This is a genomic window from Halalkalibacter wakoensis JCM 9140, from assembly GCF_000513095.1.
Lineage (GTDB): Bacteria > Bacillota > Bacilli > Bacillales > Bacillaceae_D > Halalkalibacter > Halalkalibacter wakoensis.
Window position 1 is genome coordinate 1 of sequence record NZ_BAUT01000093.1, and the last position, 14146, is coordinate 14146.

Annotated in this window: 12 protein-coding genes and 2 pseudogenes; all 14 read left to right on the forward strand. The window is 37.1% G+C overall.

Annotation, left to right across the window (positions count from 1 at the left end):
- The first annotated feature begins 127 nt into the window (after positions 1-127).
- A complete protein-coding gene (locus tag JCM9140_RS19955; protein WP_156314937.1) occupies positions 128-577 on the forward strand; it encodes a hypothetical protein in 450 nt (149 codons plus the stop codon).
- Positions 578-930: 353 nt separating this feature from the next.
- The gene (locus JCM9140_RS19960; protein WP_235715419.1) at positions 931-1599 is read left to right on the forward strand and encodes a GntR family transcriptional regulator; all 669 of its coding nucleotides are present in this window, start codon (positions 931-933) and stop codon (positions 1597-1599) included.
- A 1-nt stretch (position 1600) separates the two neighbouring features.
- The gene (locus JCM9140_RS19965; RefSeq protein WP_034750764.1) at positions 1601-2293 is read left to right on the forward strand and encodes a DUF2848 family protein; all 693 of its coding nucleotides are present in this window, start codon (positions 1601-1603) and stop codon (positions 2291-2293) included.
- A gap of 81 nt (positions 2294-2374) precedes the next feature.
- Positions 2375-3091, forward strand: coding sequence for a carbon-nitrogen family hydrolase (locus JCM9140_RS19970; protein WP_369384470.1), 717 nt, complete (start codon positions 2375-2377; stop codon positions 3089-3091).
- A gap of 23 nt (positions 3092-3114) precedes the next feature.
- Positions 3115-4173 carry a DctP family TRAP transporter solute-binding subunit gene (locus tag JCM9140_RS19975; protein ID WP_034750767.1) on the forward strand — a complete coding sequence of 353 codons (1059 nt, stop codon included), beginning with the start codon at positions 3115-3117 and terminating at the stop codon, positions 4171-4173.
- A gap of 94 nt (positions 4174-4267) precedes the next feature.
- Positions 4268-4720, forward strand: coding sequence for a TRAP transporter small permease (locus JCM9140_RS19980; protein WP_034750770.1), 453 nt, complete (start codon positions 4268-4270; stop codon positions 4718-4720).
- Positions 4717-6003 (forward strand): TRAP transporter large permease, encoded by a 1287-nt coding sequence (locus JCM9140_RS19985; protein WP_034750773.1) that lies wholly within the window; start codon positions 4717-4719, stop codon positions 6001-6003. Before JCM9140_RS19980 ends, JCM9140_RS19985 begins: the two co-directional genes overlap by 4 nt.
- A 121-nt stretch (positions 6004-6124) precedes the next feature.
- Positions 6125-7110 (forward strand): annotated as a pseudogene (locus tag JCM9140_RS19990) (Ldh family oxidoreductase).
- Between the two features lie 31 nt (positions 7111-7141).
- Positions 7142-7924 carry a putative hydro-lyase gene (locus tag JCM9140_RS20000; protein WP_034750783.1) on the forward strand — a complete coding sequence of 261 codons (783 nt, stop codon included), beginning with the start codon at positions 7142-7144 and terminating at the stop codon, positions 7922-7924.
- Positions 7925-7935: 11 nt separating this feature from the next.
- A pseudogene (gene namA, locus JCM9140_RS20005) lies at positions 7936-9002 on the forward strand (NADPH dehydrogenase NamA).
- A gap of 59 nt (positions 9003-9061) precedes the next feature.
- A complete protein-coding gene (locus JCM9140_RS20010) occupies positions 9062-10249 on the forward strand; it encodes a benzoate/H(+) symporter BenE family transporter (RefSeq protein WP_034750786.1) in 1188 nt (395 codons plus the stop codon).
- Between the two features lie 190 nt (positions 10250-10439).
- Positions 10440-11993, forward strand: a complete 1554-nt coding sequence (locus JCM9140_RS20015; RefSeq protein ID WP_034750789.1) for a glycoside hydrolase family 43 protein — start codon at positions 10440-10442, stop codon at positions 11991-11993.
- A gap of 399 nt (positions 11994-12392) precedes the next feature.
- Entirely contained in the window at positions 12393-13415 is a 1023-nt protein-coding gene (locus tag JCM9140_RS20020; protein WP_034750792.1) for an amidohydrolase family protein, read from the forward strand.
- 15 nt (positions 13416-13430) lie between these two features.
- On the forward strand, positions 13431-14146 hold a 716-nt coding region (locus JCM9140_RS20025), incomplete at its 3' end, for an iron-sulfur cluster assembly protein (protein WP_034750795.1).

The following is a 14146-nucleotide window of genomic DNA, read 5'->3' on the forward strand; positions in this document are numbered from 1 at the left end:
AAAAACATACATAACTGAAACCCCAAATAAGTAAACTTATTTGGGGTTTCAGAAATGCCTATTACTAAGAAGTTCAACTTCGCTATGGAATAGAAAGCACGTTTCGTTCGGCATGGGTAATTGTATCTTGTATCATAGGATATTGGTTACTGTACCGCTAAGGGGCGAGTTAGCATGTGCAACCATTTTAGCAATTGTAGCAAGTGTCATTGTTAGTTTTGTTATTGGAAAGCCATTTGGTAAACACGCTATTATCGAATCGTTAGCTGCAGGTTTTATGGGTGGATTGATGGGACCAATGCTAGGGGAGATGCTGCGTGCAAACGAGATCGTTTTTCTGTTGATATCTTTGAATATTATTTATCTGGTAGCAGTTTACGGATCATTACACGTTCTGACTAAAGAATATTCAGAGCAACAATCTAAAAAAATAGATAAGAAAAAACCAGCTGCTATCTTTTTTACTATTGTACTGCCTGCTATCATGATTGTTATGACTGTGATGGTAGAAATTGACTCATCCATTAATATAGATCCTGTCATTGTAGATGGGCATCATGATCATAGTGGGCATTGATCTAGTAGTCTAAATTCGTATTTCTGAGATGAAGGGACTAGGCTTTTATGGAAGTACACGTACTTAGTGGAGGAGGGGGAGTTCCTTCTTTTTTTGTTATTTGGTAGTCAATACTAAATCAAAACAATTAAGGTTTAAATCTAAAAAACAAAAAGGTCTAAAAGAACAGGAATGTTCATAATAAATATAAACAAAATTTAGAAATTACAAAAAATGATGTAAGGAAATCTAACCGGTTTATAGATAGAGATGGAAAAGCAAGGTAATATCTATCTATACATAACAACTGGTATACCACATACTACATACTGTATATCTTGTATGCGGAAAGGGGTGAAACATCTTTGAAAAAAGTGACAAAATTTGTTTCGTATACAGATCAAGTTTACCGGGAATTAAAAATGTCTATCTTGATGGGAAAGATTGAGCCAGGTGATTTTCTTCAAGAGAGAGCAATTGCTGAACAATTAGGAGTGAGTAGGACACCCGTACGCGAGGCATTGAAAAGGCTAGAGTTTGAAGGTTGGCTGGAAACCATTCCTTGGAAAGGAGTTATTGTACGAGATATTGATAAACAGGATGTAATTGAGGTTTTACAATGTAGGCTAGCAAATGAAATTTTCATGATTAAATTGATTACAACGAATATAACTGACGAACAGCTACATGATTTAAAGAGTATATATGAACGAATGAAGGCGTCATTAAAAGAGGAAAAAGCAGAAGAGTTTATTGAAGAAGATAGAAGGTTTCATATGTATCTAGTTCAGTTGACCAATAATTCAAGGTTGATTCAATTTATAGATAATTTGAGTGATCATATGCTTCGACTTGGAATTAGAGCGATCACAAGAGAATCTAGAGCGCTTGAGACATTGGAAGAACATGAGCAATTAATACATGCATTGGAGAAGCGTTCAGTAGATGAGGCAGTAAAAGCAATGGAACATCATATTTACCAAACTCAAGAAACACTTATGAACATGCTAGAGAAAGTATTAAAGGGTGAAGGGAAGAATTAACATGACACAATCTATTTCTTTAAATGAATATCGTTTTTCAATTAATAACGAGGACAAATCATTCAATGTTCGTTCTGTATACTGTGTTGGATATTCCGGATCTAATGTTGAAAAGGTTAAAGAACATATTGATGAATTAGCTGAATTAGGTATTCCAAAACCACCTGAAGTTCCTATGCTTTATCCAGTAAGGGTTACAAGTATTAACCAAGATGGTTTCATGGAGATTTTAGGGAATAAAACTTCTGGAGAAGCTGAAATTGTGTTAATTTTCGGCGATTCAGAAGAAGAAGTGTATGTAACAGTTGGAAGTGATCATACTGACCGTGGACTTGAAACAGTTGATATAAACAAATCAAAACAAGTTTGTGACAAGCCGATTGCACAAGAGGCTTGGCCGCTATCCGAAATCATAAAGGATTGGAATGAACTTACCTTACTATCAAAAGTATTAACAGATGGTTCATGGGTTCCTTATCAAGAACAAGCCGTTACAGCAATTTTACCCCTTGAAGACATTTTAAATTATTTAAAAAATAAACAGGTTGAGTTGAAAAATTCGATTGTATTTGCCGGTACTGTACCTCTTTTAAATGGGTTTACTTATGGAGACGGTTATGAAGTTACTTTAAAAAATCCTGTGACTGATCAGTCAATAAAATGTTCATATTTAGTGAAAAATTTAGAGATTTGAGGTTGATTCAATGAAAATATCATCTTATCAAATGGGTGTTATCCCAGGTAATCCAGAGAAGAATCGTGCCAAGGTGAAAGAATGGTTGAATTAACGTGCAGCAAAGAAAAACCAGATGTTCTTGTTTTACCTGAGATGTGGACAACAAATTATACACTTCCACAATTATCTGAAATTGCTGATTGTGCTGGTGAACCAACAACAAGTTTTCTTCAAAACCTAGCAAAAAAACATAAGGTTAATATTATAGGAGGTTCATTCGCTAACATTAGAGAAAGTGAGATTTATAATACAGCTATTGCTATTAACCGGCAAGGAGAGGTTCTCTATCAATATGATAAAGTGCATCTCGTTCCGATGTTAGATGAACATCTGTATTTAAAGGGTGGCGCGTCTAGTCATACCTTTGAGCTAGAAGGAGTCAAAGTCGGACTAATTATTTGTTATGATCTCCGCTTTCCAGAGCTTGCTAGGCAACTAGCGGTTGAAGGAGCAGAAATATTATTTATCGTAGCAGAATGGCCTGAAGCTAGAAAGAGCCATTGGAAACAACTTCAAATTGCTAGAGCTATTGAAAATCAAACCTATGTTGTATCAGTAAACGGTGTTGGGCAATATAACGGTGTTTTATACTGTGGCACTTCCATGTTTATTGATCCACTTGGAGAGATCATCGAGGTTGCAAGTGAAAACAATGAAGAAACGATTACTAAGGAATTAGACTTACATAAGGTGTCTGAAATAAGGGAAAAGGTACCTGTTTTTCAAAGTCGAGTTCCTTCAGTATATAAAATTTAGCAATAGAAAAGGGGTAAAGCAAAATGAGTAAAAAGTTCATGGTTCTAATCGGTATGTTAATGGCATTCTCAATCGTATTAGCTGCATGTGGCGGAGGTTCTGGATCTGAACCTGCTGAAAGTGATTCAGTTGATGAAGCTGAAGGGGAAGAAACAACAGATGCAGTTACTGACGCTGAAGTTACGTTAAGGTTAGCGCACTCTGGTTCTGAAACACACCAATATCACATAGCGGCTGAAAAGTTTAAAGAAGAAATTGAAGCATTATCAGATGGTGCGATTACTATTGAAATTTACAGTGGTTCCGTTTTAGGTAATGAAGGGGAAGCGGTTGAACAGGTTTTAGATGGAACATTAGACATAACGACGGTATCTGCAGATAGTTCGTTTGCTAACACGGTACCTGAAATGAACGTATTTGGAATTCCTTATTTATTTGAAGATCTTGATCATGTATATAGAACTTTAGATGGAGAAATCGGTCATGAATTATTAGAATTATCAGACCAAAAAGGTATGAAGGCTTTGGGGTATTGGGAAGTTGGTCAACGTCACGTAACAAACAGTACACGTGAAGTGAAAACTCCAGATGACATGAATGGTTTAAACATCCGTGTTCAACCAGCTCCTGTTTGGGAAGCTCATATGAATGCCCTTGGTGCTAGCCCAACACCTGTTGCATTTAATGAATTGTATTCTGCGCTTGACCAAGGGGTTGTAGATGGACAAGAAAACCCATTAAACACAATCTTTTCAATGGCGTTTTATGAAGTCCAAGATTATGTATCTTTAACTGGCCATACATTTTCTCCTGCAATTGTTATCATGAGTGAAAGAGCTTGGGAAGGCCTAAGTCCTGAGCAACAACAGCTTGTTGAAGAAGCGGTTGAAGTGGCAAAAGCATACCAAAGAGAAACGTTACTTGAGAAAAATGATGAAATTCTAGCACACTTAGAAGAGAATGGTGTAACAGTTACAAGCGATGTAGACTTTGAGGCGTTTAGAGAAGCGACATTGGAAGTTCGTGATGTATTAAGTTCACAAGTTCCTACTGATTTAATTGAAAAGATTGAAAATAATTAAAAAGTATTTTTGTAGCATGAGAAAGTTGGAATATAGACTACTGTATCAGTGCAGTAGTCTATATTTATAGGTTCAATATAAAGAGGTGAAATCTGTGAAAAGAATCGCTCATTATTTAAGTTACACATTAGAGTTTATTATTTTTATTTGTATGACCATTACGGTAGTCACCACTTTTCTTCAAGTATTTTATCGATATGTCTTAAAAAGTCCTCTTTCTTGGTCTCAAGAAGTACTGATGATTAGCTTTGTGTACCTGGTTCTTTTTGGTGCAGCTTTAGCAGTTAAAAACAAAGAACATTTGAAAGTAGATCTCTTTGATAGAGCACCGGCACGTGTTCAGAAATTATTAAGAGTGCTTGAATTCTCTATTATGACAATTTTTATAGGGGTATTTGTTTATTATGGGACGTTACTCGTTTTTGCTAATTTTGAATCGGGTACCATTGTTGGGTTCTTACCAATTCAAGTAGCGTATGTATATATGTCACTCCCCATTAGCGGTCTATTTATGTTCTACTACTTAGTAAAAGGGGTGTTTAAATGATTTTACTAATACCCATCTTATTCATATTGTTTTTTCTTGGAATTCCGATTGCGTATTCCCTTGGATTTATTTCGATTATAGGAGTCTATCTAACTGATCCGGAGATGCTTATGAATATCCCACGGAGAATCTTCAGAGGAATTGATAATTTTTCACTTGTGGCTGTACCGTTATTTATCTTAGCAGGAGAGTTAATGACAAAGGGTGGAATTTCTTCGAGATTGATTCGTTTTGCTCAAACCCTTGTTGGGCATTTACCAGCTGGACTTGCCATGGTTGTAGTTGTCGCTAGTATGTTCTTTTCCGCTGTCTCTGGAACAGCGATTGCTGCTGCTGCTGCAATTGGAGGAATGATGATACCAGCGATGAAAAAAGAAGGATACGATTCTAGGTTTTCTTCTAGTTTAGTTGCTACATCTGGAACGATTGGCCCAATTATCCCCCCAAGTATCACATTAGTTTTATTCGGTGTTATGACGAGTACCTCGATTGGCTCGCTATTTGTAGCTGGTGTGGTTCCTGGTGTGCTAATGGGAGTCGGGTTGATGATTTATTGTTATTATGTAGGAGTGAAACACAACTATAAAGGAAGAGAGAAGAGAGCAAGCGCAAAAGAGTTATTATTTGGTTTGAAAGATGCTATTCTTGCATTAATAATGCCATTTATTATTATAGGTGGTATTTTATCAGGGATCTTTACACCTACTGAATCAGGAGTTATTGCTGTTGTGTACGCTCTAATCATTGGACTATTTGTTTATAGAGAGTTACATGTGAAAGATTTGGTTTCCATTTTCTTAAGCTCAGCTAAAACTACTGCTGTTATCGTCTTTTTAATTGGAAACGCCGCTCTCTTTACATGGTTTTTATCGTTCCATCGTATTCCGGATCAGTTAGCTTCGATGCTAGGTCCATTTGCTGAAAATAAATTATTGTTGTTGTTGTTGATTAATGTCATTTTGTTAATTGCAGGAACATTTATCGATACGATTAGTGCTTTAACTATTTTTACACCTTTGTTTTTGCCATTAGTTATTGCTGCAGATATTGAATTAATTCATTTTGGTATTATTATGGCTGTCAATTTAACGATTGGAATGGTAACTCCACCTTTAGGAGTATGTTTGTTCGTGACCGCTGCTATTGCGAAAATAAGAGTTCCAGAAATGTTTAAATTCCTACTACCGCAAATAGCTATTCTATTAATTGTGCTAATTGTGATCACATACATTCCACAGATCACTCTTTTCTTGCCTGAGTTGTTAGATAACATTATGAATTAGAGAGGAGGTAGTGTCGGTGTCTACTGATCTATATGATTTTCCTGGAAGAGAAAACTATCAAGTGTCTGAAACGATCTATTTATCTGCTTCTCGATTAAAGAGTTGGACAAAGGAAGTTTTTATGAAGCTTACTTTATCAGAGGAGCATGCAACAATCATGTCTGAAGTGCTCGTAGAATCTGACTTATTAGGTGTTGACACACACGGAACATATAAAATTGCTTTGTGGGTAAAACGTCTATTAGAGAAAGGGACAAATGCGCATGCGCAGTTTCAAATTGTTCACGAGACACCAACTACTGCTGTAGTTGATGCTCAAGCTGGGTTTGGTCAAGTAGCTGGATTTAAAGCGATGGATTTGGCAATAAGAAAGTCTGATCAGATCGGCAGTGGGTTTGTAGCCGTTAGAAATTCTACATCTCTTACGGCTGCGAGGTATTATGCGTTGAAGGCAGCTAATGCAGGAAAAATTGGGATTGTTTTAACCAATGCTGATCCAGTGGCGGCTCCTTTCGGTGGGAGAACACCATTGTTCGGCACGAATCCCTGGTGTATAGCTGTTCCTGGTGATGAGTATCCCATTATTATGGATACTGCTACAACTGTAGCAAACTGGACTAAGTTAGTTGTCTATGCCAATGAAGAGAAAGAGATCCCAGGAGGATGGGCGCTTGATGAAAATGGGAACTCAACGGTTGACCCAAAAGAAGCAATGAAAGGCTCTGTTTTACATGTAGGAGCACATAAGGGCTATATGTTTGGGTTGTTCGCTGAAATATTTTCTGGTGTTCTTGGAGGAGGACTATTTTTAAATCAAGTATTAAGTTACGGTCGATTTGACCAACCAACAAATACAAGTCACTTTATTGGAGCAATGAATGTTGATGCTTTATGCCTCTTCAGGAATTTAAAAACAGGATGAATGACTTAATCTACCGAATTAAACATTCAGATAAAGCACCGGGAGTTGACGAGATTAGGATTCCTGGAGAACATACACATCTAATCTATCTAAAAAGGTCCAAAAGTGGGATTCCAATTCAACCTAGAAGAATGCAAAACATGTTAGCTATATCCAATAAGTTAAGTATTCAACCACCTATGTAATAATAGATGTTTTCGAGAAGGAGAGAGGAAATTGAAGCCAAAAGAACTACGAGAAAAAATTAGAAGAGGAGAGTTTGCAAGTCATACTTCAGGTGTGTGTCATAATTATGTTCAAGCTAATTTAGCGATAGTACCAAAGGAATATGCATTTGACTTTCTGTTATTTGCCAATCGTAACCCTAAATCATGCCCGATTATTGATGTATTAGAAGCTGGGAAGGTGGAGTCGGCATTAGCACTTGGTTCGGATATTCGTTATGATATTCCTCTATATAACGTTTATAAAAATGGCGAATTAACAGGTAGGTTAAAAGATTTAGGTGACGTTTGGAGCGATGATTTTGTTTCATTTTTAATAGGATGTAGTTTCACGTTTGAAAGTCAACTTGTTAAAGAGAACATTCCATTAAAACATATCGAACAAAATAAAAATGTTGCTATGTATATAACAAACATAGAAACCAATGAAGCTGGTTTATTTAAGGGGCCGGTTGTTGTTTCAATGAGACCGATAAAAAATGAATTAGTACAGAAGGCTATAGCTATAACATCCAAGTTTCCAAACATGCATGGTGCTCCAATTCATGTAGGAAATCCGATGGAAATTGGAGTCGAGAATTTGACTACTCCAGATTTTGGAGAGAGTGTAGAAGTTGAAGAAGGGGAAACTCCTGTTTTTTGGGCTTGTGGTGTGACTCCTCAATCAGTAGCTATACACTCTAAAATTCCATATGTTATCACACACGCTCCAGGTCATATGTTTGTAACAGATATCACAAATGAAGAGTATTTGTCTTTAAACATTGAAAGATAAGGAGTGACGAAATGAAAGGACTTTTTTCATCATTTAAATTAGGTGAAATGACATTAAAAAATAGGATCGTTATGTCTCCGATGTGTCAATATAGTTGCTATGAAGAAGATGGGAAAGTAACAGATTGGCATAAGATTCACTATGTTACAAGGGCAGTAGGGCAAGTGGGTCTTATTATTGTAGAAGCTACAGCCGTAACTCCGCAAGGCAGGATTTCAAAGCAAGATTTAGGAATTTGGGAAGATGAACATGTGGAGGGGTTAAAAGAAATTGTTGATTTAGTTCATGGAAACGAGTCAAAAATTGGCCTCCAGCTTTCCCATGCGGGAAGAAAGGCAGATGTAGATGGGTCGATTTTGGCGCCGTCCCCAATTCCTTTTACTGCAGATAAAAAGGTTCCTGTTGAGATGAATATTGATGACATTCAAGCTACAATTAAAGACTTTGGTGAAGGGGCTAGGAGAGCGAATGAGGCTGGGTTTGATGTAATCGAGCTTCACGCGGCTCATGGATATTTGATCAATACATTTTTGTCGCCACTTTCAAACTCTCGAAAAGATGAGTACGGGGGGAATCGCGACAATCGGTTTCGCTTTTTAGAAGAAGTTATTAATGAAGTAAAGAAAGTATGGTCTAAGCTCTATTCGTGAGAGTTTCAGCAACAGAGTATGATCCTAAAGGTAATAATATTAGTGACTACGTTTATTTTGCTAAGAAATTGAAAGACCTAGGTGTAGATTTGATAGATTGTAGTTCTGGTTCAGTTATACGGACACCTATACCTGTTTATCCTGGTTATCAAGTTTCATTAGCAGAAGAAATTAAACACAAAGCAGAGATAGCGACAGGTGCTGTTGGACTTATTACAAATGGTATTCAGGCAGAAGAAATAATTCAGAATGGTCGAGCGGATTTAATCTTTTTAGCTAGAGAATTGTTACGTGACCCGTATTGGCCAAGAACTGCTGCTCGCCAACTTGATTTAGAAGTTCCTTCTCCGGTTCAATATCGTCGTGCTTGGGATGGCCATCCTATGAAAAGTTTTCTGAAAAAATCTGATCGGGTGGAAAAAGAGTAGCGGACAAATCTACAACAAACCTAGTCTTTAAATTTCATATAAGTTAAGGTAGGGTTGCTATGTTTCATTTTCTCCTATTTCTTATTCGAAGAACCACCTCATCTATAGTTTCGTCTGCGATATTAGCTTCAATTATTACGTGCATCACGCCAACATTAGTAATATTGGAGATTGCCAAAAGACATCAACTAGAATCGGAAGTTATTGTGAGCTGGATTTTTGGTGGCTTTGTGATAGCTGGTATCATGGGACTTTTAATAGCTTGGAAAATGAAGATGCCGATTAATGCAACTATGTCTGTACCAGGGGTTGTTTTTGTTGGGGCAGCATTGTATATGGTTCCACTAGATCATGCATTATTCGGCTACGCCATTTCGGGTGCCTTAATTGCCTTTGTTGGCGTCTTTAAGTTATACGATAAAATCATCAAGTTTATTAAACCTCAAATTGTTATGGCGATGTTTGCCGGCGCAATGATTCACTATACAGTTAACATGGTTGTACTAACGTCTACACACCTTTTATACGGTTTGATTGCTATTAGTGCCTTCTTGCTTTCTATGAGAAAGATTAAAATCATTCCACCAGTCCTCATCTCAATTATAATCGTAACAATTGTTTTAGGATTTAATGGGGAAATCCCATTCCGTCAATTTATTGAATCGTCTTGGATAACTCCCAACCTCTCATTGTGGGAGCCAACCTGGAATGTGGTCTTCAGTTTGTCTGTTCCCTTAATGCTCATTGTTTTAAGTGCGGAGATAACTATTGGAGCATCTATTCTACGGGATGAAGGGTATAACCCAAATGTGAACAAAATGACTTTTTTTACGGGGGTAGCAACAATAGTAGGTTCTTTTTTTGGTGCTCATAGTGTTACAACGTCAGGGGTTCCTGTCGCTGCGTTAAGTGATTCTTCTACTGGCCCCAAGAATAGAAGGTACCTCGCAGCAATTTGGGCATCTTTGTTTCCGTTGTTATTTGGAGTTCTTGCTTTTTATGTCTACACGTTTTTATCGATTTATCCAATATCTATCCTTCAAATTTTAGTGGGTCTTGTTCTTGTTCCCATTCTTATTAAAGCGTTAAGGAATGCTTTTGGTTCTGGTCATTTTCAATATGGAGCTTTTACTTCATTTATTGTTGCTATGTCTGGACTTACTATAATGGACATTGGAGCCCCATTTTGGGCAGTTCTTTTTGGTATGATGGTCTCCTTTTTAATTGAAACAAAAGACTTTACTTAAAAAATGAGATATGCAAATCGTACGATTAATTCAGATACCTTATGGGGGGCGACTCCGTCTGGGGTCTATCATAAATTATTCTTAATGACGATTAGGAGTTGTAATTATCATACATCTCCCACCTTACCTGTTTTATATACGTTATGTTATGCTAGTATAGTCTAACAATTTACCGTTGGGAGTGTGAGAATTGAAGTATTTAAATCCAGTTATTCCGGGCTTTTATCCAGATCCAAGTGTGGTAAAAGTGGGGGAGGACGATTTTTATTTAGTGACGAGTTCATTTGAGTATTTTCCTGGTATCCCCATTTTTCATAGTAAAGACCTGTTGCATTGGGAACAAATTGGTAGTGTGTTAATGAGAGAAAATCAAATTAATTTAGGAGGTTCTAGAAGTTCAGGTGGTGTATTTGCCCCAACGATCCGCTATCATGATGGACTTTTTTATGTCATTGTTACAGATGTTACAGGGATAGGGAATTTCTTTGTGACAGCTGATGATCCAACTGGTCCTTGGTCAGATCCTATTAGTATTCCTTATGGAAACATTGACCCTTCTTTACTGTTTGATGATGATGGAACCGCTTACGTGAGTATTCAAAATGGCGAAGGGAAAGAATCTCATATTATTCAATACGAGATAGATTGTAAAACAGGAGAGGCTTTAACGGAACCGGTTGTGATCTTCAACGGAGACGGTGGGCAGTGGACAGAAGCACCTCATCTATACAAAATTAATGGAATGTACTATCTCCTTTGTGCTTGTGGAGGGACGGGGGAGGATCACCGAGCCATTATTGCTAGAAGTGCCAACCCTTATGGACCTTATGAGCGCTTAGAATCCCCGATCTTAACACACAACAAGTTGCCTGAACACCCAGTTCAAAATATTGGGCATGCAGATTTTGTTGAGGATGAAAACAATCAGTGGTGGGCAGTCTTTTTAGGAACAAGACCCGTTCAACAAATGTATACAATATTAGGAAGAGAAACATTCTTAGCTCCTATCAGGTGGACAGAAGATGGATGGCCCGTCATTGATCAAAATGAAGGTCATGTCAGGGTGATAATGGAATCAAAGCATCTACTTGGAACATCAAACATGAGAGAGCGCGATGAATACTACGATGATTTTAATGAAGATCAGCTGGCGACATCTTGGTTTCATTTACGAAAGAAGAAGGATGAAAGCTATTCATTGAATGAGCGAAAAGGGTGGCTCCGTTTATTTGGAACGGCTGATCATTTACATACTAAAAATGGTGCCCCGACGTTATTGTGTAAGCCACAACAGCATGTGAAAATGGAATTTAGCAGCATGCTAGATTTTAGTCCTGCTCATGATGGTGAAGAAGCCGGGTTGGTTGCTAGGCTGCATGAAGATGCTCATTATGAAATCGGTGTCAAGCGAATCGAGGGAGAAACGATCGTTTTTGCTTCTGTGACTATTAATGGCGAGACAAAAGAAATAGGTAGAAAGTCTTTCCATTCTTCCAACATCTTTTTACGCATTCGTTCAGACGAGGAAGAATACAATTTGGACTATGCTGTTAAAGAGGGAGAGTGGAAAGCTCTTGGAGCGTCTCCAATTAAGTATTTATCCAAAGAAGAAAATGGCGGGTATGGAAAAGTGTTTACGGGTGTTTGCTTAGGCTTATACGCAACAGGAAATGAGAAAGCGAGCTTAACTCCTGCTTATTTTGATTGGGTGAATTATACTGGAATGGTTTTGATGGATAACTAGAAAATATATATCAAATACAGTACCTGAGGGTTATAACTCGGGTGCTGTTTTTTTGATTGAGAAGGTAAACCTTTCACCTTCCTGTCGCAATCTGCTACACCTCTGTAGTAAATTGCGAAACTGTAGCATATTTGAATTTTTATTTGACCAATAAATGTTCTCATTTTAGGGTTTTTCTGTCTGAATCATTCTAGGAAAATAGGGAAACTCTTGAATTTACTAAAAATCCTCCAGCTTTCATTATTCCAAAAATAAATTGGCACAACACTTGCATTTAAGTTAGCAAAAGCTAAACTTCTAGGTCCATTACTTCTAGAAAGTAAGTTTTTTAAAGAAGTATAAGTTTTGATAGCAGAGTTGCCAAATAACTTTGTGCAGAGAGAAAGAGGAGGCGAAGATATGTATAAGACTAGCACGGGGGAAGAAGTTTTTGTCATTGATGCTCATATTGCTTTATGGGATGGAAGTAAAGAAAATCAATTAAACATTCAAGGAGATCAATTTATTAGTTGTTTCTATGATTATCATCGAAACTTGAGTCCCGCAGAATTTGTCTGGCCGAAGGAGAATTTCCTTAAATACAAACCTGAAAAGCTTGTTCAGGATGTATTTGTAAAAGGATATTCTGATATGGCCATTTTTCAACCTGTTTACCTAAAAGAATTTTATAAGAATGGATTTGGAGATTTTGATGCAAATGAACAGCTAGCTAAGCAGTATCCAAATCGATTTATATGCAATGGAACACTAGATCCAAGACATGGGGAGCGCGGATTAGAAATACTTGAAGCCAATAAGAAGAAGTACGGTTGGAAGGGTGTTAAGTTATATACTGCTGATTGGTATGGGGATTCAAAGGGGTACAAATTGTCTGACCCATGGGCAAAGCGCTACTTGCAAAAATGTTTAGATTTAGGAATTACAAATATTCATATTCATAAGGGGCCAACGATCACTCCTTTAAATCGTGATGCTTTTGATGTAGCCGATGTTGACGATGCAGCAAGTTCTTTTCCGGATTTGAATTTCATTGTTGAACATGTTGGACTTCCTAGATTGGAAGATTTCTGCTGGATTGCAACTCAAGAAAAAAATGTGTATGGAGGATTAGCAGTTGCTATGCCATTTATTCATGCACGTCCACGCTATTTTGCTGAAATTATAAGTGAATTGTTATATTGGTTGGATGAAGACCGAATCCTTTTTGGTAGTGATTATGCAATCTGGGAGCCTGGTTGGCTCATTGAAAAATTTATTGACTTTGAGCTACCGGAAGACATTCAACAAGAAACAGGTGTTACTCTTGACTTAAATGTGAAAAAGAAAATATTAGGAGAAAACGCAGCAAAACTATATAACATCAATATTCCTCAACAAAAAAAACTGCTAGAAACATGTCCTTTAGAAGGCTTAAAAGCATAAGAAGGGGGGAGTTTGTTGAACAGAGAAAGTCAAGTTTATGAAAAATTACATTTAGTCAATGACCCTGAGCTAGATCAATCTCTTACGGATTTGGGTTTTATTGACAATATTTTAATTTCAGGTGAGAAAGTTGAAGTGGTTTTTAGACTACCAACATATTGGTGTTCACCTAACTTTGCCTTTATTATGGCAGAGGATATCCATCATGTTGTATCAGAACTCGATTGGGTAGAGGAAGTAAAGGTAAATTTGATTGACCATTGTGCTTCAGATGAGATTAATAATGGTGTTATTAATAAAAAAAAGTTCAGTGAATCTCTTGAACAATTTAGCTCTACAGGGGGAAACTTAGAGGATTTAAGGCATACCTTTAAAATTAAAGCGTATTATGCAAGACAAGAAAAACTAATTAAATACTTGCTTAATTCCTTGGAATTCTCACAAGAGGAAATAATCAGTTTAACAATTCAACAATTGAAAGCGCTGTCTATTCCTGGAGAAGGTCAAGACTTACGAGCTCGCTATCTGGAGAAAAAGGGTGTATTCCAGCATACTAGTACATTGGCAATTGTTACACCGGAAGGTAAACCGTTAGACATTAAAGGTTTTTCTCCTTATTTATTAGGAATAAAACGTACGAGATTAAGTATGGAATTTAATGGACACTATTGCCGTGGGTTATTAGAGGCAAGATACAATTTGCCATCAACACAGCAAGAAAATTTTATAAG